This is a genomic window from Kitasatospora sp. NPDC059803, from assembly GCF_042732255.1.
Classification (GTDB): Bacteria; Actinomycetota; Actinomycetes; order Streptomycetales; family Streptomycetaceae; genus Kitasatospora.
Genome location: NZ_JBHWIJ010000101.1, coordinates 1 through 20,715 on the forward strand (window position 1 = coordinate 1; position 20,715 = coordinate 20,715).

Consider the following 20,715-nt stretch of genomic DNA (forward strand, 5'->3'; position numbering starts at 1 on the left):
GGGTTGAGGATGCCCGCCGGGTCGAGTTCGGCCTTGACGGCGCGCAGGATGCGCACGCCGAGCTCGCCGATCTCGTCGCTCATCCAGGGCCGGTGGTCGGCGCCGACGGCGTGGTGGTGGGTGATGGTGCCGCCGGCGGTGACGATGGCGTCGCCGGCGGCGCGCTTGGCGGCGGCCCACCGGGTGAGCGGGTCCTCGCCGAGGGCGGCGACGACGGTGAAGTAGAGCGAGGCGCCGGTCGGGTAGACGTGCGAGATGTGGCAGAGGACGAGGGCGCCGGGCAGGGCGGTGGTGAGGGCCTCGGTGACGGCGGTCCGCAGCTGCGGGAGCCGGCTCCAACTGGTCGCGGTCTCCAGGGTTTCGCAGAGGGCGCCGGCGCTGAGCAGGGAGTCCCGCAGGTAGGGGGCGTTGAAGCGGCCGTGTTCCCAGGCCCGGGCGGGGGCCTCGCCGACAGACGTGGCGCCGGCGGCGAGCAGGGTGTCGCGGGTGAGCCGGTGGCGGGTGGCGACCTGTTCGGCGGTGCCTTCGAAGACGGTGACGGCGAGGCAGCCGGTGATGGCGGGGGCGCCGCCGATCTGTTCGGTCGTGGCGAGGTTGACCATCGTCTCGGCCTCGTCGGAGAGCCGGATGACGGTGGGGCCGGTGCCGGCCTGTTCGACGGCGCGCAGGGCGGCGCTGCCGGTGGCGAAGTCGGGCAGGCTCCAGGCCTCGTAGGCCTTGACGGCGGGCAGCGGGTGAACGCGCAGGCGGACGGCGGTGATGACGCCGAGGGTGCCTTCGGAGCCGAGGAAGAGCTCGCGCAGGTCGGGGCCGGCGGCGGAGGCGGGGGCGCGGCCGAGGTCGAGCACACCGGCGGGGGTGACGACGCGCAGACCGCGGACCATCTCGTCGAAGCGCCCGTGGCCGGCCGAGTCCTGGCCGGAGGAGCGGGTGGCGGCGAAGCCGCCGAGGGTGGCGTAGCGGAAGCTCTGCGGGTAGTGGCCGAGTTCGTAGCCGCGCTCGGCGAGCAGGGCCTCGGCGGCGGGGCCGGTGAGGCCGGCGCCGAGGACGGCCTCGCCGGAGGTCTCGTCGAGGTCGTGGAGCCGGTCGAGGCGGCGAGCAGTCCCTTGATGTCCGCGGACAGCTCCTTGGCGAGGGCCGGGTCGCCCCAGGCGTCCCACTTCATCGGGGGGAGCGGCAGCGCGGCGCCGGCCGGTCCCGCTTGCGTCTCAGATGCCATGCGTTACAGTTTCACACATCATGTCAAGTAGTAACGCCGAGCCCCCTGGCAGTCCCGCGCGCAGCACCGACGACGCGATCCTGGACGCCGCCGCCGACCTGATCGTCCATCTCGGCGTGCGCCGAACGCAGTTGGCGGAGATCGCCCGCCGCGCCGGGGTCAGCCGGCCGACCGTCTACCGGCGCTGGCCGGACGTCCGGGCGGTGATCGGCGCCCTGCTCACCCGGGAGATCCGGGCCACCCGGGAGGGCGTCGCCCTGACCCTCGGGGGCGACGGCGCCCCGATCGGCCGGGAGGCCTTCGTGGACGGGGTCGTCGAGGTGGCCGTCCGGCTGCGGGACCACCCGGTGCTCGGCGCGCTGCTGCGCTCCGCCGACTCCGACCTGCTGCTGGAATACGTCGTCGAGCGGCTCGGCACCAGCCAGCGCGGCCTGCTGGAGGCGCTGCGGGCCGGCATCGAACAGGGGCAGGCGCACGGTTCGATCCGGTCAGGGGAGCCGGTCGAACTGGCCGCCATGGTCCTGCTGATCGCCCAGTCCACCGTCCAGTCGCACCGCATGGTCGCCTCCCTGCTGCCGGAGGCCGCCTGGCGGCGCGAACTGACCAGAGCACTGAACGGATACCTCGCGCCATGACCTTGACGCCCGCCGGATCCTCCGCCGCTCGCTCCGCCACTCCTTACGCCGGCTCCAGCCGACTCGACGCCGGCCGGCGCCGGGCGGAACTCGAAGCGCTGGGGGACCGCCCGCGGGTCGACCTGCTGGTGATCGGCGGCGGCGTCACCGGCGCCGGGGTGGCCCTGGACGCCGCCTCGCGCGGGCTGCGCACGGTGCTGGTCGAGTCCCGCGACCTGGCGTTCGGCACCAGCCGCTGGAGCTCCAAGCTGGTGCACGGCGGCCTGCGCTACCTCGCCTCCGGGCGGATCGGGGTGGCCCGGGAGAGCGCGATCGAGCGCGGCGTGCTGATGACCCGCACCGCCCCGCACCTGATCCGCGCGCTGCCCCAACTGGTGCCGCTGCTCCCGGGGTTGCTGCGCCCCGGGCAGGCCTCGCTGATCCGGGTGGGCTTCCACGCCGGGGACGCGCTGAGGCTCAGTGCCGGGACGCCGGGCGCGCTGCTGCCCCGGGTGCGCCGGATCGGCGCCGCGCGGACGCGGCAGCTGGTGCCGGGCGTGCGGACCGCCGGACTGTCCGGCGCGCTGGTCGCGCACGACGGCCAACTCGTGGACGACGCACGGCTGGTGGTGGCGCTGGCGCGGACCGCGGCGCAGTACGGCGCCACCGTGCTGACCAGGGTGCGGGCGGAGTCCGTGACGGGCGGCTGCGCCCGGCTCACCGACACCGTCACCGGGCAGTCGCTGACCGTCGAGGCCGGCGCGGTGGTCAACGCCACCGGCGTCTGGGCGGGCGAGGTGGACCCGTCGATCAGGCTGCGCCCCAGCCGGGGCACCCACCTCCTGGTGGACGCCGCCGCGCTCGGCCACCCGACCGCGGCGCTCACCGTGCCGGTGCCCGGTTCGACCAGCCGCTTCGTCTTCGCGCTGCCCCAGCAGCTCGGCCGGGTGGCGATCGGGCTGACCGACGAGGACGCGCCCGGTCCGATCCCGGACGAGCCGCAGCCCGCCGAGGGGGAGCTCGCCTTCCTGCTCGACACCGTCAACGCCGCCCTGAACACCGCGCTGACCAGGGCGGACGTGCGCGGCGCGTACGCGGGGCTGCGGCCGCTGATCGACACCGGGGGCGGCAGCACCGCCGACATCTCCCGGGAGCACGCGGTGCTGGAGTCGCCGTCCGGGCTGGTCACGGTGGTCGGCGGCAAGCTCACCACCTACCGGCGGATGGCCGAGGACGCGGTGGACGCCGCCGTCCGGCTGCGCGGCCTGCCGGCCCGGGCCTGCTGGACGGCCCGCCTGCCGCTGGTCGGGGCCCCGACCCACCGGGACAGCCGTCCGCTCCCGGCGGGCGCCGTGCCCGGCTCGCTGCTCGCCCGCTACGGCGGATCGTCCCAGGAGGTGGTGGCCGCCGGGGAGTTGACGCCGATCGCGGAAGGCCTGGACGTGACGCGCGCCGAGGTCGCCTACGCCGTCACGCACGAGGGCGCGCTGGACGTCGCCGACGTGCTCGACCGCCGGACCAGGATCGGCCTGGTCGCCGAGGACGCCGAGCGGGCCCGCAAGGCGATCGAGGAGATCGTGACGGAGGTCCGGGACGGCAGCCGGGAAGGCTAGGGAAGGCTGGGGAGGGCTGGGGAGGGCTAGGGGAACGGCACCAGGTCGGGTTCGACCCAGGTCGTGCGGGCCTGGTCGCTCGTGAGGGTCTCGGGGCGGTAGTGGCGGGCGAGCAGGTCCTTGTCGAGCAGCTCGGGGTGACGGGCGGCGAAGTCCTCGAAGTCGGTTGCGGCGTCGGCGCGGTGGGCCACCAGCTCCATCCAGGCCCGGGTCATGGTGACGTGGAACTTCTGTGGCGCCCCGGCCTTGGCGGCGGTGCGGCGGATGCCGTCGCCGACCAGGTCGAGGGCGGTGGCGCTGCCGTGGCGGCGGACGGCGAGCCAGCTGAGCCGGACGTGCTGACGGTGGCCGAAGCGGTCTGCGCCGGCCATCACCTCGCGCAGCAACTCGCCGAAGGGGTCGGGGGTTTCGGGAGTTTCGGGGGAGCTCATGAGGAGGCCTTCGTCAGGGCCCGGAGGGTGGCGTGGAAGCCGTCTACCTGGGCGGGGGAGAGGTTGCCGAGTGCGCGGCGTTCGAGGTCGGCGACGGTCTGCCGGATGGTGTCGGCGGTGATTCGGCCGGTGGGGGTGAGCTCGATCAGTACCGAACGGCGGTCCCCGGCGCGGGTGCCGCGGGTGATGTGGCCGCGGCGTTCCAGGCGGTCCAGGACGCCGGTCAGCGTGGTCGGCCGGGTGCCGACGGCGGTGCCGAGCTCGGAGACCGTCCGGCCGCGCCCGTCGGCGAGGTTGGCGAGGGCGTTGATCTCGGAGGCGGTCAGGTCGAGGTCGACCAGCTCGGTGGCGAGCAGGTGGAGCGTGGCGTGGGTCGCGCGCTGGAGCGCGAGCAGTGCGGACTGCTCGCCGGACGCTTCGGTTTCGAACTTCACGTTTTCGGATAGTACGGTTTCGTACTATCGGCGGGCAAGTCGCCCGGGAGGCGGCGCTCAGCGCGCCGCGCGCTCCGGCATCGGGTGCTCGGCTCCCGCGACCTCCAGGAGGCAGGAGTACGGGTGCTCGGCCGCGCCCGTGCGGTCCAGCCGTACCGAGAGCGGCAGCGGCGGCTCCTCGGCGAGTTGGGCGGCGAGCGTCAGCGGGTAGACGCCGTGCCCGTGGACGCGGTGGAAGGCGCATTCCTTGCCGTCCACCAGCAGCTCGGTCTCGGTGATCCAGCCGGAGCGGACGTTGACGGTGACCGAGTGCCCGGCCTGGTCGAAGTGGAAGCTGTACCGCTGGCGCATGGGGAACCTCCCGCGCGGGGGCCGCCGGTCGGGGCGGACCAGGGGATCCACCGCCAGTCTAGGGTGGCCACCGGGCCTCGGCCCGGCGGGTGCGGCGGCCGGGGTGGCGGGTGGTTCCCGGTGGAGCCCCTGAGAAATTCCCGGGGTGGGGCCCGACCGCAGGTGGATTCCCGTGATCTCTACAGTGTTGTAGATTCGTCCGCAGGGAGAGATCGAGGAGGGCATTGTGGGAGTTTCGCTGGCCAAGGGCGGCAACGTCTCGTTGAGCAAGGAGGCGCCCGGTCTGAGCGCCGTGATCGTGGGTCTCGGCTGGGACGTGCGCACCACCACTGGCGCCGACTACGACCTGGACGCCAGCGCGCTGCTCTGCAACGCGCTCGGCAAGGTGGTCTCGGACCAGCACTTCGTCTTCTTCAACAACCTGCGCAGCCCCGATGGTTCGGTCGAGCACAGCGGCGACAACCTGACCGGTGGCGGCGACGGCGACGACGAGCAGATCAAGGTCGACCTGGCGCGGGTGCCGGCCGACGTGGCGAAGGTGGTCTTCCCGGTGTCGATCTACGACGCCGACGCCCGGCTGCAGAGCTTCGGGCAGGTCCGCAACGCGTTCATCCGGGTGCTGAACCAGGCCAACGGCCAGGAGATCGCCCGTTACGACCTCAGCGAGGACGCGTCCACCGAGACCGCGATGGTCTTCGGCGAGCTGTACCGCAACGGCGCGGAGTGGAAGTTCCGCGCCATAGGGCAGGGTTACGCCTCCGGTCTGCGCGGCATCGCGACCGACTACGGCGTCAACGTCTGATCGCAGCAGGTGAATCGCAGCAGGTGATCTGACGGGGTTTCGGCGGCCACGGGCCTGTGCGGCCCACGCTCACTCGGGACGCCCGAGGGCGTGGCCGCCGAAACCCCCGCTGCCGGTGAGCTGGCCGTGCCACCAGGCGACCATCCCCGGCTCGTCCATGGTCGACCAGTCCGGTGCGGCGGCGACCTGCTCCCGGCCGAGCCGTCGGCCCAGTTCCACCAGCTCCCGCCCGACCACGCCCCGCTCCTCGTCGTACGCGGCCAGCACGGACGGCCAGGAGTCGCCGTGCGCGGCGGCGGCCCGCCCGGCCTGCTCGAAGGCGTGCGCGTCCTGCAAGGCCTTCACCGCGCCGCTGGTGTTGTGCGGGCGGACGACGGTGGCCGCGTCCCCGCCGAGGAGCAGCCGGCCGGCCGTGCGGCGCGGGGTCTCCAGGTCGTAGACGGGCTGGAGGAAGGTCCGCTCGCGCGGGGTGAGGGTGACCAGGGCGGCCCAGTACGGCGGCAGGTGCCGTTCGGCGAGCCGGCGCAGGTCGTCCAGCTGCCCGTCGGTGAGGGTGCCCGCCGGGATGCTGGTCGGGCCGTCTAGGCGCAGCCAGGCGGGAGTGGGCGCGTAGAAGACCCAGTTCACCTGGGTGCTGCCGGGGGTGAGCCCGGGGATGCGGTAGATCACGACCTGGCCGCCGGGGTAGCAGACGGTGGCGCACTCGTCCTCCGGCCAGGCCGCGGACCCGCCGGGCAGCTCCGCCAGCAGTGCGGCGTCGTAGCTGCCGCGCCAGCACACGTACCCGGCGTATTCGGGCCGGGCCTGCGGGCAGACCGCCGCGCGGACCACCGAGCGGTAGCCGTCGGCGCCGATCACCAGGTCGTACGGTTCGCGGGTGCCGTCGGGGCCGGCCGTCCAGGCGCCGTCCTGGTCGGTGCCGGCCGCGGTGACGGTGTGGCCTTGCCGGAACTCGATCCGGTCGGGGGTGCGTTCGCGCAGGGCCTGCCAGAGGACGGCCCAGTGGTGGGAGTGGAACGGCATCGGCTGGTTCCAGAGCACCCGCCCGCGCCCGTCCGGTCCGTCGCCGCCGCGGTCCTCGGCCGTCTCCCGGGTGACCCAGCGGCGGACGGTGAGGCGGTGGCGGCGGACGCCGTCGTGGAGGTGGCCGGCGCGGACCAGTTCGTCGAAGCGGTCGTCGTTGATGCAGATCCCGACGCCGCGGTCCTCCAGCTGGCCCTCGCTGCGTTCCAGGACCACGATCCGGTCCGCTCCCAGCCGGGCGGCGGCCCCGGCGAAGGCGCTTCCGGCGATGCTGCCGCCGATCACGGCTATCGAGCTATCCCGCATGGCGGTCCTCTCCCAGCTGCCCACACTATCGATCTGACAATACGCGGATCATGTCCGCGAGTTGGTGGGAACCGGCAGAGCGTGGGGCCCCGGCCCCCGGGCTCCTTATGCAACTAGTTGCACATCGAGCCACCGTCCCCTACCCTGCGGTAACAACGACCCCCGCCGCCCCCAGGAGACGTCGATGAGCGCGTCGATGAGCACCACCCCCGGCAGCAGCCGCTACCCGCACCTACTCAGCCCGCTCGACCTCGGCTTCACCACCCTGCCCAACCGCGTCGTCATGGGCTCCATGCACGTCGGCCTGGAGGAGGCCCCCGACGGCTACCGGCGGATGGCCGCCTTCTACGCCGAACGGGCCCGCGGCGGCGTCGGCCTCATCGTCACCGGCGGCATCGCCCCCAACGAGGCCGGGCGCCCCTGGGAGGGCGGCGCGATGCTCACCACCGAGGCCGAAGCCGACCGCCACCGCGTCGTCACCGACGCCGTGCACGCCGCCGGCGGGAAGATCGCCCTGCAGATCCTGCACTTCGGCCGCTACGCCTACCACCGCGACCTGGTCGCCCCCAGCGCGCTCCAGGCCCCGATCAGCCCCTTCGTCCCGCACGAGCTCACCACCGCACAGGTCGAGCAGACCATCGAGGACTTCGTCCGCTGCGCCGAACTCGCCCGCCGCGCCGGGTACGACGGCGTCGAGATCATGGGCTCCGAGGGCTACCTGATCAACGAGTTCGTCGTCGCCGCCACCAACCGGCGCGAGGACGAGTGGGGCGGCCCGTACGAGCGCCGGATGCGCTTCCCGGTGGAGATCGTCCGCCGCGTCCGCGAGCGGATCGGCGAGGACTTCATCATCGTCTACCGCCTCTCCATGCTCGACCTGGTACCCGGCGGCTCCACCCTCGACGAGGTCGTCCGCCTCGCCCAGGCCGTCGAGGCCGCCGGGGCGACCATCATCAACACCGGCATCGGCTGGCACGAGGCCCGCATCCCCACCATCGCCACCTCCGTGCCGCGCGGCGCCTTCGCCTGGGCGACCAGGAAGGTGATGGGCACGGTCAACATCCCGCTGGTCACCACCAACCGCATCAACACCCCCGAGATCGCCGAGCAGTTGCTCGCCGACGGCTGCGCCGACCTGGTCTCGCTGGCCCGCCCGCTGCTCGCCGACGCCGACTTCGTCGCCAAGGTGGAAGACGGCCGCGCCGACGCCATCAACACCTGCATCGGCTGCAACCAGGCCTGCCTCGACCACACCTTCAGCGGCCTGATCACCTCCTGCCTGGTCAACCCGCGCGCCTGCCACGAGACCGAACTCGTGCTCGCGCCCACCAGGTTGCGCAAGCGCATCGGCGTCGTCGGAGCCGGACCGGCCGGGCTCGCCTTCGCCGTCTCCGCCGCCGAACGCGGCCACGACGTCACCCTGTTCGACTCCGCCGCGGCGATCGGCGGGCAGCTGAACACCGCCCGACTCGTGCCCGGCAAGGAGGAGTTCGACGAGACGCTGCGCTACTACCGCACCCGGCTCGCCGAGTTGGCCGTCACCCAGCGCCTCGGCACCACCGCCACCGCCGAGCAGCTCGCCGCCGAGAACTTCGACGAACTCGTCCTCGCCACCGGAGTCACCCCGCGAACCCCCGCCGACCTCCCAGGAGTTGACCACCCCAGCGTGCTCGGCTACCTCGACGTCCTGCGCGGCGGCGCCCCCGTCGGCGAGCGGGTCGCCATCCTCGGCGCGGGCGGCATCGGCTTCGATGTGGCCGGCTTCCTCACCGACCCGGGCGACGCGGCCAGCCTCGACCCGGCCGTGTTCCAGGCCAAGTGGGGCATCGACCCGCAGTACCGCGAGCGCGGCGGACTGCGCCGCCCCGAGCGGCCCGCACCGCCGCGCGCCGTCCACCTGCTCCAGCGCAAGACCAGCAAGGTCGGGGCCGGGCTCGGCAAGACCACCGGCTGGATCCACCGCACCGAACTCCGGCACCGCGGCGTCACCATGGTCGCCGGCGCGACGTACGACCTGATCGACGACGCCGGCCTGCACTTCACCGTCGACGGCGAGCGCCAACTGCTGCCCGTGGACACCGTGGTGCTCTGCACCGGCCAGGAGCCGCGCCGAGACCTGTACGAGGCGCTGCGCGAGCGCGGCCTGGAGGCCCACCTGATCGGTGGCGCCGACGTCGCCGCCGAACTCGACGCCAAGCGGGCCATCAAGCAGGGCACCGAACTGGCCGCCGCGATCTGACCCTTCCTTTCGCGCTGGGTCCTGTTCGGCCGGACAGGACCTGGGCACGCCTTGGGCACGCCCTAGGATCGACGGCATGTCGCTGCCGCACGCCATCCTCACCGCCCTGCTGGAGAAACCGTCCTCGGGGCTGGAGCTGACCCGGCGCTTCGACAAGTCGATCGGCTTCTTCTGGCCCGCCACCCACCAGCAGATCTACCGCGAACTGGGCCGGCTGGAGGCCTCCGGACAGATCCGGGCCCTCCGGCCGTCCGGCCCCGTCCGCGGACAGAAGAAGGAGTACGAGGTCCTGCCCGAGGGCCGCGCCGAACTCGCCCGCTGGACGGCCGAGGGCGCCGCGCCGCGCGCCGTCCGCGAACCGCTGCTGCTACGGCTGCGCGCCGCCGCGGTGGTCGGCACGGACGGCCTGGCGGCCGAGGTGCGGCGGCACCTGGCGCTGCACCGCGCGCAGTTGGACGACTACCGGGAGATCGAGCGGCACGACTTCCCGGCCGAGACGACGGCCGGGGAGAACCGCCTCCAGCACGCCGTGCTGCGGGCGGGCATCGGGCTGGAGGCCTTCTGGGTGCAGTGGCTCGCCGAAACCCTCGAAACCCTCGAAGCGCTCGAAACCCCCGAAGCGCTCGAAACCCCCGGACCGCTTCCGCCGGACCAGCCGGACCAGTCGGACCAGGGGGCCTGACCTGCGGTGATCCGCGCCCGCGAGCCCCGTATCAGGCCCGGTGGGACACTGGTGCCTGTCCCTGCCCGCACTCTCGACCGGGGGGCCCGCATGTCCCACCCGAAGCCGCTCCACGCCCTCGCCGCCGCCGCCCTCGCCGCGGCGGTCGCCTTGGGCCCGGCCCACCTCGCCGCGGCCGCGACGCCCGGCCAGCCCGCCCAGGGCCTGCCCACCTCCGAGCAACTCACCGCGGCCCTGCTCACCGTCGACGACGTCGGCCCAGGCTTCACCCAGGTCTCCAGCACGGCCAGCCCCAGCGCCGGCCCCAGTACGATGCCGTCCCCGGCCAACGACTGCGACGCCCTCAGCGACCTGATCAACATGCACACCGGCATCCCCGGCCCCGAGACCCCGCACGCCGAGGCCGAACTGGACGGTCCGGGCGGCAACCCGATGGTGACCGAGTCCCTCACCGCCGAGGACGCGGGAAAGCTCACCACCGACCTCGACGCCGCCACCGCGGCCCTCAAGAGCTGCCACACCATCACCTTCAGCGCCGGCACCAACGACTCGGTGACCTTCACCGTCACCCCAGTCACCCTCGGCGACCGCCAGGACGCGTCCGCCGTCCGCCTCGACGGCACCCTGGCCGGCGTTCAGCTGAACGCCTTCGTCGGCGTCGAGCGCTTCGGCACCGTCGGCATGGCCTTCGGCTTCTTCCAGCGCGGTGGCGACTCCTCCCAACTGGCCTCCTTCCAGTACCGCGCCGCTGTCGCCAAGGTCCAGCGCGCCCTCGGCGCCACCGCCGGCAGCACCACCCCGCCCACCGCCACGGCCCCCGTCACCCAGGGCACCTCGGTCTGAGCCGGACAACGCGACGGCCCCCCCCGGGGCCGCCCCCCCGCCCCCCCCCCCCCCCGCGGGCGCCCCCCCCGCGGGCGGCCCCGCGGCGTGGGCTGTATCGGGCGGGTGCGGAGCCGGCGGTGTCGGCCGGTCAGGCGCTGATGCGCCGCCGGTGCTGCACGGGGGCGGGGGCCGGCGCCTGGATCGGGGCCGGGGTGCGGCCGGCGAGGCGGCAGCCGAGGCAGTGGGGGTGGCCCTGGCGGCCGGCCGGGTCGGGGGTGCGCCAGGGCCGGTGGGCGGGCGGGCGCGGGCCGGTGGGCTTGCCCCAGCCGGCGAGGTGGAGCAGCCAGCTGGCGAGCGCGCCGAGGGCGGTGAGGATCCCGCCGGCCCAGAGCCCGGCGGCCGAGCCGAGGACGAGGGCCGCGCCCGCGACGGTGAAGCCGAGGATCGCGATGACGGAGCCGGTCCAGCCGGCGATGGTGTGCCCCATGTCGTGGTCGCCGTGTGCGCTCATTGCTCCTCGTTTGGTGTGATGGGCGGGTCGGGATGGACGGGTCGGCCGTTTATCTCACGAGCTAAGTAACTTAGATGCTAAGGAGATATCGAGTGAAGGGCAAGCCGCGCCCCCGGGCGACGCCCGAGCAGGCGCTCTACGCGATGGACCGGATGATCGCGCTGGCGCAGTTCGGCCAGCAGGACATCGCCGCCCGGCTCGGCCTCAACGTCACCGACCTGACCTGCCTCGGCTTCGTCATCGAGGCCGCGATGGCCGGGGAACCGCTGGCCGCCGGCGACCTCGCCGAGCGCGCGCAGCTGACCACCGGCGCCGTGACCGGCGTGCTCAACCGGCTGGAGAAGACCGGCTACGCCCGCCGCGAGGCCGACCCGGCCGACCGTCGGCGCGTCCGCGTGGTGATGGCGGAGGACGCGCAGCAGCGCATCCTCCAGGTCTACGGCCCGTTCTACGAGCGGATCGGCGCGCTGTTCGCCGACTACACGCCGGACGAGACCGCGGTGATCGCCGACTGGTTCACCCGGGCCAAGGGGGTGCTGGGGGAGTCGCTGGACGAGATCCGGGCCGACATGCCGTATCGGGGGCCCCCCGGGGGGGGGGGGGCGCGCCCGGCGTCGGGGCGCGCCCGCGGGGGCCGGCGGGGGGGCACGACGCGGGGGGGCGGCGGGGTTGGGGGCCGCCCGCGCGCCCGCCCGGGCGCCCGCTCCGGGCGCCGCGGCCCGCCGGGCGGGGGGGCCCCCCGCCACGGTCTCGGAGCAGCGCCTCGGTGCAGCGTCGTGGAGCAGCGTCGCGGGGCGACGTCTTGGTGCAGCGTCTCAGGGCGGCGTCTCAGGGCAGGTACGTCACCTCGGGGAAGGCCGCGGACGGGCCGTCGAGGAGGCGGCTGGGGCGGTGCCGCAGGTGCAGGTCGAAGAAGGCCACCGGGTACGCCTGCTGGATCTTCACCGCGCGGGCCGGGTCGAGGGTGCCGATCATGTCCCGGACCTGTTCGTCGGTCAGGCCGAGGAGCTTGGCGGCCTGCGGGATCAGCACCTGGTCGTCGCCGTACGAGACGTGCACCGCGCCCTGGGCCTGGACGTCGAGCCGCCAGCCGCGCAGGTGCGGCCAGAACTCGGCGACGGCCGGCTGGCCGGCCCGGGTGAACGCGGCGGTCATCATCATGAACGGCCGGTCCAGGTCGGTGGTGATGGTCGGCTGCATCGGGCCGTCCAGGCTCAGCCCGGCGCGGACGCGCCGGTCGGCGAGCATGGTGTAGGCGGTGGCCGTGCCGCCCTTGGACCAGCCGAACATGCCGATCCGGTCCGGGTCGAGGGCGTGCAGCAGGCCGGCGGGCAGCGGCCTGCCGTCGGTGTCGGGGTTGCGCCCGGCGGCGAGGGCGTCGACCTGGTCGAGGAGGAAGCGGATGTCCGCGGCGAAGTCCTTCGGCCCCATCGGGATGCTCCGGTCCGGGGTGAGGACCAGGCCGTCGGGGAACTCGGTGATCGCGTCGCGGGTGTGGTCGACGGTGACCACCACGTAGCCGTGGCTGGCGAGTTCCTGGACCATCACGGTGTGGTCGGCGCGGTGGCTGTGCGCGCCGTGCGAGTAGACGACGACGGGCAGGCGGCGGCCCGCGCGGTGGACCGGGGCGCCCACACGGCCGGAGGTGAGCGGGGCGAGGGCGGGGTCGATGGCGAAGCCCGTGTCCGCGAGGAACGCCCGCAGTGCGCCGTCGGCCATCCAGGGCGCGAGCGGGTACTCCCCGGCCTCGCGGGCGGGGTACCAGACGCTCGCCATCAGCTCGCGGAACCGGCCCGGGCCGGCCAGCGGGTCCGGGCGGGAGGCGTCGAGCAGGTGCAGCGGGACGGTGCCCACGGGGTGCGGCCCGGTGGGCTCGGGCAGGGTGAGCCGCGCCGGGCCGCCGGCGGCGGTGGCGGCGGACCCGGGGATGGCGGCCCCGCCCGCCGCCCACGCGGGGCGGGCGAGGGCGAGCGGTGCGGCGGCCCCGGTGGCTCCGGCGGCCAGTGCGGCCCCCAGCAGGCGGCGGCGCGTCATGGCGTGTCGGCTCGTGAACGGCGTGGTGGTCATGGGCCCTCCCTGGGTGTGCTGGACAGAACCGGGCCGAGGCGCGCGGTCTTCGCAGGTGCGGCCGTCGTTCGACACCGGACGGCCGGGGAAGCGCCCCTGACGGACCGTCCGATGGATCTCCGTGCACCTGAACGGAAGGCTGTCATCGCGGCGTACCCGGCCACATCCGACCACCGGATGACGGTGCGGGGGCGCGCATTGGCCCGGGGGTTTACATCCGTGGGCTGATGCGGCGGCGTGCCGGGGCGGGGTGGCGCATAGCGTTCACGCTCAATCCAATGCAACGGGCGACGTGACTGACGTTGCGTTAAATCCGTAACTGTTGCAACGATAATGAGGTTCTGACCTGCGATGATGCTGATTGTGCGCAACATGCCTGTTGCCGTTAAGCGTGAAGGCAACGTAGCGTTTCCGTTGTCAGAAAGAACGAGCCACAGGAGAGCATCATGCAGAAGTTCGCCACCCCCGCCCCGGTCTCCGCCGTCCTCGACATCCCCGCCGGGCGCATCCGGCTCATCGCCGCCGACCGGGCCGACACCACGGTCGAGGTCCTGCCCGCCGACGCCTCGAAGAGCCGCGACGTGAAGGCGGCGGAGCGGACCACCGTCGAGTACGCCGACGGCGTCCTGCGAATCGAGGCGGCGGCGGCCGAGAACCGGATCCTCGGCCAGTCCGGCACCGTCGAGGTGACCGTCCAACTGCCCGCCGGCTCCCGCATCCAGGCGAAGACGGCCAGCGCCGAACTCCGGGGCGTCGGACGCCTCGGCGACGTCACCTTCGAAGGCGCGCAGGCCTCGGTCAAGCTCGACGAGACCGCCGGCGCCCACCTCGCAGTCCTCGCCGGCGACATCTCCGTCGGCCGCCTCGACGGCCCCGCCGAGATCACCACCGCCAAGGGCGACATCCACATCACCGAAGCCGTGCACGGCACGATCACGCTGCGCACCGAGGCCGGCGACGTGTCCGTCGGCGCGGCCCGCGGCGTCTCCGCCTCCCTGGACGCCGGCACCACCTACGGCCGGATCCACAACACGCTCAAGAACACCGACGGCGCCGCCGCCGGCCTGAGCATCCACGCGACCACCGCCTACGGCGACATCACCGCCCGCAGCCTCTGAAGCCCCAGCCCCAGCCCCAGCCCGCACACTCCGATCGCGAGACAAGGAACAACCATGAGTGAATCCCGCTACGCCGCCGAGATCGCCGTCGAGATCGCCGCAGGTCAGGACCGCCCGGAGCTCCAGCAAGCCATCCAGGAGTTCGTCGACGCCGGTTTCGCCGGGATACAACTGCGCGTGCACGACGAGCACGGGGAGTGGGTCGGCAGCGCCGGGGTGCGCAAGCTGGGCGAGGCCGCGAAGCCGTCGGTGGACGGGAAGTTCTGGGTGGGCAGCACCACCAAGACCTTCGTCGCGACCCTGGTGCTGCACCTGGTGGCCGACGGCGCGATCGGGCTGGACACCCCGGTGGTCGACCACCTGCCGCAGTTCGGGCTGGACCGGCGGATCACCGTGCGGATGCTGCTCCAGCACACCAGCGGCCTGGCCAGCTACACCGGAGACCTCGAACCCGACGGGACGTTCATGCCGGGGATCCCCGCGATGGGCAAGGAGTGGGTGGACAACCGGTTCCACAGCTACCGGCCCGAGGAGCTCGTGCAGTTCGCCCTGTCCAAGCCGGCACGGTTCGAGCCGGGCACCGACCAGAGCTACTCCAACACCAACTACACGCTGGCCGTGCTCCTGATCGAGCAGGCCGCCGGCCGCCCGTACGCCGAGGAGATGCAGCGGCGGATCCTGCGGCCGCTCGGACTGCGGGACACCATGGTGCCGGGCGACTCGCCGGAGCTCCCCGCGCCGCACGCCCACGGCTACTACCGCTACCAGGACGGCGACCAGTGGAAGGTGGTCGACGTCGCCCGCCAGAACCTCTCCCTCCTGGTCGGCGCCGGCGACCTGATCTCGACCACCCGGGACCTCCGCACGTTCTTCGCCGCACTCCTGGGCGGCAAGCTCCTGCCCGCCCCCCTGCTGGACGAGATGCGCACGCCGCACGGGATGCTCGGCTACGGCCTGGGCCTGTTCGTCCAGGACCTCGGCCCCGACGGCGGCACCATCGTCCACCACAACGGCGGCGCCCCCGGCGGCTACGGGGCCCTGATGATCGGCACCCCCGACGGCAGCAAGACCCTGACCGCAGGGCTCACCACCGGCGACTCCGCATCCGACCCGGCACAGGAGTTCCCCAAGGCACTGGACCGGCTCATCAAGGCGGTGTTCGGCAGCGGCAGCGGTGTGCGGGCCGAAGGCTGACGGCCTGCGGTTTCGGCGCGGCGAGTGGGAAGTCGACGGGCCCGACTTCCCACTCCGTTCGTTGAAGGGGTGGTGCCCCGGCGCGCAGCGGTGGTGGGGCAGGAGTGAAGCGCGAAGCCGCGCTCCGCGATGGTGAAGCGGCGTGGCGTAATGAAGCCCATCGAAACTCAAGTACATTGCACTGCCGATAAATTGACGCTGAGTCAAATATCGAGTAGCGGTGATGCCCTGGGCGTAGCGGCTCGGGCGTCCGAGGGGGCCTCCGTCGGCCCGGGGAAAACCACGGTGCCCTGGACATGTGCCGATCATGGATTCGGTGAGCACTCAGCATGCTGCCCCGAATGCGGGGGGTTGGCCCGCGCTTCCGCGCGGCGAGCCGTCGGGGGTCCGTCGGGGGATGACGGCCAATCGGCGGACGGGTGGGCGGAGTGCGGGTGTCGTCGGGCCGGTGCCGGGTGGGGGCTGCTACCAACGGTCCCATGTCCCATCACCTCAGCGGCCCCAACCTCCGCTCGCCCCGAGGCGACTCGCGGCTCGACCTGACCGACGTGTTCGCCTTCCCGGCCGCCGATGCGCCCGGCCGGACCGTCCTGATCATGAACGCGAACCCCTACGCCCCCACCCAGGCGGCCGAGTTCCACCCCGACGCCGTGTACCGCATCAACATCGACACCGACGGCGACCACCGCGCCGACGTCGCCTACTCCTTCACCTTCTCCGCCCCCACCCACACCGGCGCCCAGACCGTCACCGTCCACCGGGCGACCGGCGCCGCCGCGCAGAAGCACGAGCCCACCGGGGACGTCCTGTTCTCCGAAGCGCCGGTCGCCTTCGGGGACGCGCCCGACGTCATCGAGGCGAACGGCCGCAAGCTCTCCGTCGGCCTGCGCAGCGATCCCTTCTTCGCCGACCTCGAAGGGATCGTCAACGACTTCACCTGGACCGGCAAGGACGCCATGGCCGATGCCAACGTCTTCGGCATCGCCCTCGAAGTCCCCGACACCGACCTCGGCCCCGACCCGACGATCGGCGTCTGGGCCCGGGTCAGCCTCCGCCAGGACGGCCGGCTCGTCTCCGTCGACCGTGGCGCGCACCCCTCCCTCACCGCCTACTTCAACAAGGAGGAGGTGAAGGACGCGTACAACGCGGGTGAGCCGGCCGACGACTGGGACACCTACCGCGAGGCCTGGACGGCCGTCCTCCAGCACACCGGGGACTACACCACCGAGGCCGCCACCGAGACCCTCAAGCTCGTCCTCCCGGACATCCTCCGCTACGACCGCTCCCGCCCCGCCGCCTACCCCAACGGTCGCACCCTCGTCGACGACGTGACCTCGGCCCGCCTCACCATGGTCTCCGGCGGCAAGATCACCAGCGACCACATCCCCCCGCACACCGACGTCCTCCCCGTCTTCCCGCACCTCGGCCACCCGCACCCCGTCAAGTAGCGAGTCAAGTAGCCGGACGACAAAGCGGCGGTCAAGAATCCTTGACCGCCGCTTCGCACTTCCCGCCGTGATCACGTGTCAGGCTGTGCGCCCCCGCCCGGCAATGAGGAGGTCCGGTGAACCGCGCGCGCCCACTGATCGAGGACTTCCCCGCCCACCCGGACGGCGACCCGGCCGGCGCCCTCGCCCGCGCCGTCCGCGAGCGCCGCACCGCCCTCGGCCTCTCCATCGCGGACCTCGCCAAGCGTGCCGACCTCACCGACGCCCAGGTCCGCGCCATCGAAGCCGGCCACGCCGCCCCCACCCTCCCCCTCCTCACCGCCCTCTCCCGGGCGCTGAACACGGAGGCGTGAGGGCTCAGGACGGGACCGATCGGGAAGTACGCGAGCGCCCAGGGACTGCGCCTCTTCTGCATGATTCCCCCCCAGTTGTGTTGTGCGTAGGGGGGGGGGGGGGCGCGGCGCGGCCCCCCCCCCACCCCTCGGGCGTGCCGGGTCAGCCGTGGAGGCTCTGCAGGCAGAGCACGTAGTTGAGGGCCGGCAGGTTGGAGTAGGTGCGGGTGTAGGTGCTGTCCGACTTCGGCTGCTTCTCGCAGACCTTCTCGTCGGAGGTGGCCAGGTACTTGAAGACCACCTTGTACTGGGCGCGGGAGTCGCCGCAGGGCAGCATGGTGATCTTCGGGTTGGCGTCGTGGGTCGCGCCGGTGCCGTTCTCGTTGCGCAGGCAGTCGCCGGGGTTGGCCCGGTCGATGCTGTCGGCAGCGGTGCCGGGGGCGGTCGGCGGCGGCAGCGTGATGGTGGGCACCGGCGGCATGCTGAACGTCGGCGAGGGGAACGGCCGCGGCGTGTAGGTCGGCGGCGGCGAGAAGGTGGTCACCGGGGGCACCGTCACCGTGGGTATCGCGATCGGCGCGACCGGGTCGTCCTTCTTCGGGCCGAGCACCCCGGTAGCGGCCAGGACCAGCGTGACGACCACCGAGAGCGGCAGCAGCAGCATCAGCGCGTGCGGCCGCCGGCCCAGCGGGACGCCGGGGTCGAGCTGGGGGCCGTGGCTGCCCGGGACGGGCGGCGGCAGCCGCTTGACCTTGCCGTTGGCGGCGAGGTTCAGCAGCAGGGTGATCGGCGCCAGCAGCACCGACGCCGGGCTCCACCAGCCCTGGACCAGGGTGCGGGCGGACAGGTCGCGCACCGTCGCCGTCCCGCAGGTGCGGCAGAACGGGCCCGGCATCCGCAGCATCCGGTAGGCCAGGACCAGGCCCTGGTGGCCGCGGACGGTGGCGTCCACGGCCGGGAAGCCGCCGCAGAAGCGGCAGGCGGGCCCGTCCTGCGGCGCCGGTGGCGGGTACCCGTACCCGTAGCCGGGCGCGGGCTGCGGGGGGTAGCCGTACGGCTGGTCGGGCGGCGGCGGGGAGGCCGGGTAGCCGTAGCCGGGCGGCGGGCCCGGCGGCGGGGGCGGGGTCGGCCGGCCGTAGGGGTTGCCGGTGGCGTACGGGTTGCCGTCGTCGGGCGGCGGGGCGCCGTACGGCAGCTGGGGCGGCGGAACGGACAAGAGGTCCCCCGGGGATGCGGTGGTGGTGGAGAGGTCAGGCCTTCCCCGGCAGCGGGGCGCCGGCCGGGGTCATCGGGCCGAGGCAGAGCACGTACCGCTTCTTGTTCCAGCGGCGTCCGCTCTTGCCCGAGACGGCGCTGGTGGTCTGCGGCGTCTGCCGGCAGCGGTTCACGTCGGTGGTGTCACCGAACGTCGACAGGACCCGGTAATTCGCTTTGGCGTCAGTGCACTTGACGATCTCGACATCGCGGGTGTCGTTCACCCGGACGCAGTCGCCGGGCTTGGCGCTGCTGACGCTCGGGCCGCTGGCGAAGTAGCCGACGGCCAGCGCGAGGCAGCCGCCGACCAGGCCGACGATCCGCAGCTTCGCCTTGACGCCGCGCTTCGCGGGGGGCGTCTCGGCGGCGGAGGCGGGCGGCGGGTAGCCGTACGGACCGGCGGGCGGCTGCTGGCCGTACGGCGACTGGGCGCCGTAGCCGGGCGGCTGCTGGCCGTAGGCCGGGGGCGGTCCGAAGCCGGGCGGTGCGGGCTGGGGTGGTCCGGGCTGGGGCGGCCCGGGCGGGGGCGGTCCGAAGCCGGGCGGTGCGGGCTGGGGCTGCGACGGGATGTACGGCACCTGCCCGTACGGCGGGGCCGGCTGTGGGGGCGGCCCGTACGGCGGAGGTGGCCCGTACGGGCCGGGCGGTGTGCTCATCAGTTCGTCCCCCGAGGCCGAGTGCTGTCGCTCCGACAGGTCTGACGTACCTTAGCGACTCGGTCGGACGCCACCGTTCCGAGGGGCCGAGGGCCTTCAGGAGGCCCGGTCGCCTGGGAGCGGCCCGTACCGCCGGGCGGAGCGCAGGTAGAGGAGCGCCGAGAGCCCGTACACCGCGGCGACCCCGACCACCACCACGACCGAGCGGCCGGAGAGCGGCAGCACCAGCGCCGTGACCAGGGCAGCGGTCACGAAGGCGACGTTGAACAGCACGTCGTAGATCGCGAAGACCCGGCCGCGGAACTCGTCCTCGACCGACTCCTGGACCACGGTGTCGGCGCAGATCTTGGTGCCCTGGGTGACCACCCCGAGCAGCAGCGCCGCGAGCAGGCAGGGCAGCAGGGTGAAGCTCAGGCCGAGCGCCGGGACGAAGACCACCGGGGCCGCCAGGCAGACCGTCAGCCAGCCGGCCAGGCCGAGCCGCCGGGTGCACCAGGGGCTGACCAGTGCGGCGACGAAGAACCCGGCGGCGGACAGGCCGACCGCCTGGCCGAGCGTGACCAGTCCGGCCGCGCTGTCGGACGGGTCGTTGAAGGTGTACCGGGCGAGCATCACCACGACCACGATCAGCACGCCGTAGCAGAACCGGGCCGCGGTGACGGCGGCCAGCGCGTGCACGGCGGGCCGGCAGTCCCGCACCAAGTGGCGCACGGCGGCGCCGAGTTCGACGGCGGCCCGGACCAGCGCCTGGCCGAGCGCCGGGCGGTCGCCGTGCTTCTCCGGGCCGAGCAGGTCGCGGTCCATCCGGCGGGCGGCCAGTGCGGCCGACAGGTAGAGCAGCGCGGCCACCGTGACCAGCGCGGCGTCGGCCTTCGGTCCGGGGGTCATCACCTGGTGCAGCAGGAAGCCGACCCCTCCGCCGGAGGCGGCGGCGACCGTGCCCAGCGTGGGGGAGAGCGCGTTGGCGGTGACCAGCTGGTCCTGCTCGACCACCCGGGGCAGGGCGGCGGACAGGCCGGCCAGGATGAACCGGTTGAGCGCGGTGACCAGCAGCGCCGAGGCGAAGAACAGCCAGGTCGGCGCCTCCGCCAGGAGCAGGGCGCCGGTGACGAGGCCGAGCCCGAAGCGGGCCAGGTTGCCGTAGTAGAGCACCTGGCGGCGGCGCCAGCGGTCCAGCAGCACCCCGGCGAACGGGCCGATCACCGAGAACGGCAGCAGCATCACGGCCAGCACCGAGGCGATGTCGGCGGGGGAGGACTGCTTCTCCGGGGAGAACACGACGTAGGCGGCGAGCGAGACCTGGAAGACGCCGTCCGAGAGCTGGGAGAGCACCCGGGCGGTCAGCAGCCGCCGGAAGTCCCGGCCGCGGAGCAGACCGAGAAGCGTGGCACGGTGTGCGGACTGGTGGGTGCTGCCGTTCTCGGTGATCGCCACCCGCCCAGAGTGCCATGGAACCGGCCGCCGTTTCACGTGAAACATTCGCCGAGAAACGGTGAAGGGCCCACGATCCGATGATCGTGGGCCCACCGGCGCGGCCGCCCCCGGGGTCCCCGCGCCGGCGGCCGCGCCCCGGCCCGCTGCAACGCCACCCCCGGC

General features: G+C 73.6%; 20 protein-coding genes and 1 pseudogene. 11 read left to right on the forward strand and 10 right to left on the reverse strand.

Annotation, left to right across the window (positions count from 1 at the left end):
- Positions 1 to 1,151 (reverse strand): FAD-binding oxidoreductase (locus tag ACFV6I_RS18155; protein ID WP_380426320.1); only part of this gene is annotated, 1,151 nt, incomplete at its 3' end.
- Between the two features lie 88 nt (positions 1,152 to 1,239).
- Between ACFV6I_RS18155 and ACFV6I_RS18160 the strand changes: the two genes are divergently transcribed.
- Together ACFV6I_RS18160 and ACFV6I_RS18165 are read left to right on the forward strand one after the other, a co-directional pair.
- Complete coding sequence (locus tag ACFV6I_RS18160) at positions 1,240 to 1,854, forward strand: TetR/AcrR family transcriptional regulator (RefSeq protein ID WP_063349765.1); 615 nt, start codon at positions 1,240 to 1,242, stop codon at positions 1,852 to 1,854.
- Positions 1,851 to 3,446: a glycerol-3-phosphate dehydrogenase/oxidase gene (locus ACFV6I_RS18165; RefSeq protein ID WP_380426290.1), complete on the forward strand. Its 1,596-nt coding sequence runs from the start codon at positions 1,851 to 1,853 to the stop codon at positions 3,444 to 3,446. The genes ACFV6I_RS18160 and ACFV6I_RS18165 overlap by 4 nt, the downstream gene beginning before the upstream one ends.
- 26 nt (positions 3,447 to 3,472) lie before the next feature.
- Here the strand turns inward: ACFV6I_RS18165 and ACFV6I_RS18170 are convergent, their stop codons facing one another.
- The 3 genes from ACFV6I_RS18170 to ACFV6I_RS18180 are packed head-to-tail and all read right to left on the reverse strand — an operon-like array spanning position 3,473 to position 4,662.
- Complete coding sequence (locus ACFV6I_RS18170; protein ID WP_380426292.1) at positions 3,473 to 3,877, reverse strand: hypothetical protein; 405 nt, start codon at positions 3,875 to 3,877, stop codon at positions 3,473 to 3,475.
- A complete protein-coding gene (locus ACFV6I_RS18175) occupies positions 3,874 to 4,311 on the reverse strand; it encodes a MarR family winged helix-turn-helix transcriptional regulator (protein ID WP_063349768.1) in 438 nt (145 codons plus the stop codon). Before ACFV6I_RS18175 ends, ACFV6I_RS18170 begins: the two co-directional genes overlap by 4 nt.
- A gap of 57 nt (positions 4,312 to 4,368) precedes the next feature.
- Positions 4,369 to 4,662, reverse strand: coding sequence for a hypothetical protein (locus tag ACFV6I_RS18180; protein WP_380426294.1), 294 nt, complete (start codon positions 4,660 to 4,662; stop codon positions 4,369 to 4,371).
- Positions 4,663 to 4,888: 226 nt separating this feature from the next.
- Between ACFV6I_RS18180 and ACFV6I_RS18185 the strand changes: the two genes are divergently transcribed.
- Positions 4,889 to 5,464 carry a TerD family protein gene (locus ACFV6I_RS18185; RefSeq protein WP_063349770.1) on the forward strand — a complete coding sequence of 192 codons (576 nt, stop codon included), beginning with the start codon at positions 4,889 to 4,891 and terminating at the stop codon, positions 5,462 to 5,464.
- 69 nt (positions 5,465 to 5,533) lie between these two features.
- Here the strand turns inward: ACFV6I_RS18185 and ACFV6I_RS18190 are convergent, their stop codons facing one another.
- Positions 5,534 to 6,793, reverse strand: a complete 1,260-nt coding sequence (locus ACFV6I_RS18190) for an FAD-dependent monooxygenase (protein ID WP_380426296.1) — start codon at positions 6,791 to 6,793, stop codon at positions 5,534 to 5,536.
- A gap of 184 nt (positions 6,794 to 6,977) precedes the next feature.
- On the opposite strand from ACFV6I_RS18190, the gene ACFV6I_RS18195 reads away from it, so the two are divergent.
- The 3 genes from ACFV6I_RS18195 to ACFV6I_RS18205 all read left to right on the forward strand — a co-directional run bounded on the left by ACFV6I_RS18195 (position 6,978) and on the right by ACFV6I_RS18205 (position 10,557).
- Entirely contained in the window at positions 6,978 to 9,032 is a 2,055-nt protein-coding gene (locus tag ACFV6I_RS18195; protein ID WP_380426298.1) for an FAD-dependent oxidoreductase, read from the forward strand.
- A 76-nt stretch (positions 9,033 to 9,108) separates the two neighbouring features.
- Complete coding sequence (locus ACFV6I_RS18200; protein ID WP_380426300.1) at positions 9,109 to 9,714, forward strand: PadR family transcriptional regulator; 606 nt, start codon at positions 9,109 to 9,111, stop codon at positions 9,712 to 9,714.
- A gap of 90 nt (positions 9,715 to 9,804) precedes the next feature.
- Positions 9,805 to 10,557, forward strand: a complete 753-nt coding sequence (locus tag ACFV6I_RS18205) for a hypothetical protein (RefSeq protein WP_380426302.1) — start codon at positions 9,805 to 9,807, stop codon at positions 10,555 to 10,557.
- Between the two features lie 130 nt (positions 10,558 to 10,687).
- On the opposite strand, the gene ACFV6I_RS18210 is transcribed toward ACFV6I_RS18205, so the two are convergent.
- Positions 10,688 to 11,050, reverse strand: a complete 363-nt coding sequence (locus tag ACFV6I_RS18210) for an HGxxPAAW family protein (protein WP_380426304.1) — start codon at positions 11,048 to 11,050, stop codon at positions 10,688 to 10,690.
- A 92-nt stretch (positions 11,051 to 11,142) separates the two neighbouring features.
- Here ACFV6I_RS18210 and ACFV6I_RS18215 point away from each other — a divergent pair.
- Positions 11,143 to 11,613 (forward strand): annotated as a pseudogene (locus tag ACFV6I_RS18215) (MarR family transcriptional regulator); the annotation flags it as partial.
- A gap of 265 nt (positions 11,614 to 11,878) precedes the next feature.
- Here the strand turns inward: ACFV6I_RS18215 and ACFV6I_RS18220 are convergent.
- A complete protein-coding gene (locus ACFV6I_RS18220) occupies positions 11,879 to 13,117 on the reverse strand; it encodes an alpha/beta hydrolase family protein (protein ID WP_380426306.1) in 1,239 nt (412 codons plus the stop codon).
- Positions 13,118 to 13,563: 446 nt separating this feature from the next.
- Between ACFV6I_RS18220 and ACFV6I_RS18225 the strand changes: the two genes are divergently transcribed.
- The 4 genes from ACFV6I_RS18225 to ACFV6I_RS18240 all read left to right on the forward strand — a co-directional run bounded on the left by ACFV6I_RS18225 (position 13,564) and on the right by ACFV6I_RS18240 (position 17,230).
- Positions 13,564 to 14,235 (forward strand): DUF4097 family beta strand repeat-containing protein, encoded by a 672-nt coding sequence (locus tag ACFV6I_RS18225; protein ID WP_380335806.1) that lies wholly within the window; start codon positions 13,564 to 13,566, stop codon positions 14,233 to 14,235.
- A gap of 54 nt (positions 14,236 to 14,289) precedes the next feature.
- Positions 14,290 to 15,429, forward strand: a complete 1,140-nt coding sequence (locus ACFV6I_RS18230) for a serine hydrolase domain-containing protein (protein ID WP_380426308.1) — start codon at positions 14,290 to 14,292, stop codon at positions 15,427 to 15,429.
- 479 nt (positions 15,430 to 15,908) lie between these two features.
- A complete protein-coding gene (locus tag ACFV6I_RS18235) occupies positions 15,909 to 16,877 on the forward strand; it encodes a DUF4331 family protein (protein WP_063349778.1) in 969 nt (322 codons plus the stop codon).
- A 116-nt stretch (positions 16,878 to 16,993) separates the two neighbouring features.
- On the forward strand, positions 16,994 to 17,230 hold the full coding sequence (locus tag ACFV6I_RS18240) for a helix-turn-helix transcriptional regulator (RefSeq protein ID WP_380426310.1): 237 nt from the start codon (positions 16,994 to 16,996) through the stop codon (positions 17,228 to 17,230).
- 142 nt (positions 17,231 to 17,372) lie between these two features.
- Here the strand turns inward: ACFV6I_RS18240 and ACFV6I_RS18245 are convergent, their stop codons facing one another.
- The 3 genes from ACFV6I_RS18245 to ACFV6I_RS18255 form a co-directional block, all read right to left on the reverse strand.
- A complete protein-coding gene (locus ACFV6I_RS18245) occupies positions 17,373 to 18,425 on the reverse strand; it encodes a hypothetical protein (protein WP_380426312.1) in 1,053 nt (350 codons plus the stop codon).
- Positions 18,426 to 18,459: 34 nt separating this feature from the next.
- Complete coding sequence (locus ACFV6I_RS18250) at positions 18,460 to 19,119, reverse strand: hypothetical protein (RefSeq protein ID WP_380426314.1); 660 nt, start codon at positions 19,117 to 19,119, stop codon at positions 18,460 to 18,462.
- Between the two features lie 96 nt (positions 19,120 to 19,215).
- On the reverse strand, positions 19,216 to 20,553 hold the full coding sequence (locus tag ACFV6I_RS18255) for an MFS transporter (RefSeq protein ID WP_380426316.1): 1,338 nt from the start codon (positions 20,551 to 20,553) through the stop codon (positions 19,216 to 19,218).
- Positions 20,554 to 20,715: the final 162 nt, after the last annotated feature.

What these genes read in the sequence shown, in the direction of transcription:
- ACFV6I_RS18160 (WP_063349765.1), top strand. Translation starts at nt 1,240, where the DNA reads ATGTCAAGTAGTAACGCCGAGCCCCCTGGCAGTCCCGCGCGCAGCACC.
- ACFV6I_RS18165 (WP_380426290.1), top strand. Translation starts at nt 1,851, where the DNA reads ATGACCTTGACGCCCGCCGGATCCTCCGCCGCTCGCTCCGCCACTCCT.
- ACFV6I_RS18170 (WP_380426292.1), bottom strand. Translation starts at nt 3,877, where the DNA reads ATGAGCTCCCCCGAAACTCCCGAAACCCCCGACCCCTTCGGCGAGTTG.
- ACFV6I_RS18180 (WP_380426294.1), bottom strand. Translation starts at nt 4,662, where the DNA reads ATGCGCCAGCGGTACAGCTTCCACTTCGACCAGGCCGGGCACTCGGTC.
- ACFV6I_RS18190 (WP_380426296.1), bottom strand. Translation starts at nt 6,793, where the DNA reads ATGCGGGATAGCTCGATAGCCGTGATCGGCGGCAGCATCGCCGGAAGC.
- ACFV6I_RS18195 (WP_380426298.1), top strand. Translation starts at nt 6,978, where the DNA reads ATGAGCGCGTCGATGAGCACCACCCCCGGCAGCAGCCGCTACCCGCAC.
- ACFV6I_RS18200 (WP_380426300.1), top strand. Translation starts at nt 9,109, where the DNA reads ATGTCGCTGCCGCACGCCATCCTCACCGCCCTGCTGGAGAAACCGTCC.
- ACFV6I_RS18205 (WP_380426302.1), top strand. Translation starts at nt 9,805, where the DNA reads ATGTCCCACCCGAAGCCGCTCCACGCCCTCGCCGCCGCCGCCCTCGCC.
- ACFV6I_RS18210 (WP_380426304.1), bottom strand. Translation starts at nt 11,050, where the DNA reads ATGAGCGCACACGGCGACCACGACATGGGGCACACCATCGCCGGCTGG.
- ACFV6I_RS18220 (WP_380426306.1), bottom strand. Translation starts at nt 13,117, where the DNA reads ATGACCACCACGCCGTTCACGAGCCGACACGCCATGACGCGCCGCCGC.
- ACFV6I_RS18225 (WP_380335806.1), top strand. Translation starts at nt 13,564, where the DNA reads ATGCAGAAGTTCGCCACCCCCGCCCCGGTCTCCGCCGTCCTCGACATC.
- ACFV6I_RS18230 (WP_380426308.1), top strand. Translation starts at nt 14,290, where the DNA reads ATGAGTGAATCCCGCTACGCCGCCGAGATCGCCGTCGAGATCGCCGCA.
- ACFV6I_RS18235 (WP_063349778.1), top strand. Translation starts at nt 15,909, where the DNA reads ATGTCCCATCACCTCAGCGGCCCCAACCTCCGCTCGCCCCGAGGCGAC.
- ACFV6I_RS18250 (WP_380426314.1), bottom strand. Translation starts at nt 19,119, where the DNA reads ATGAGCACACCGCCCGGCCCGTACGGGCCACCTCCGCCGTACGGGCCG.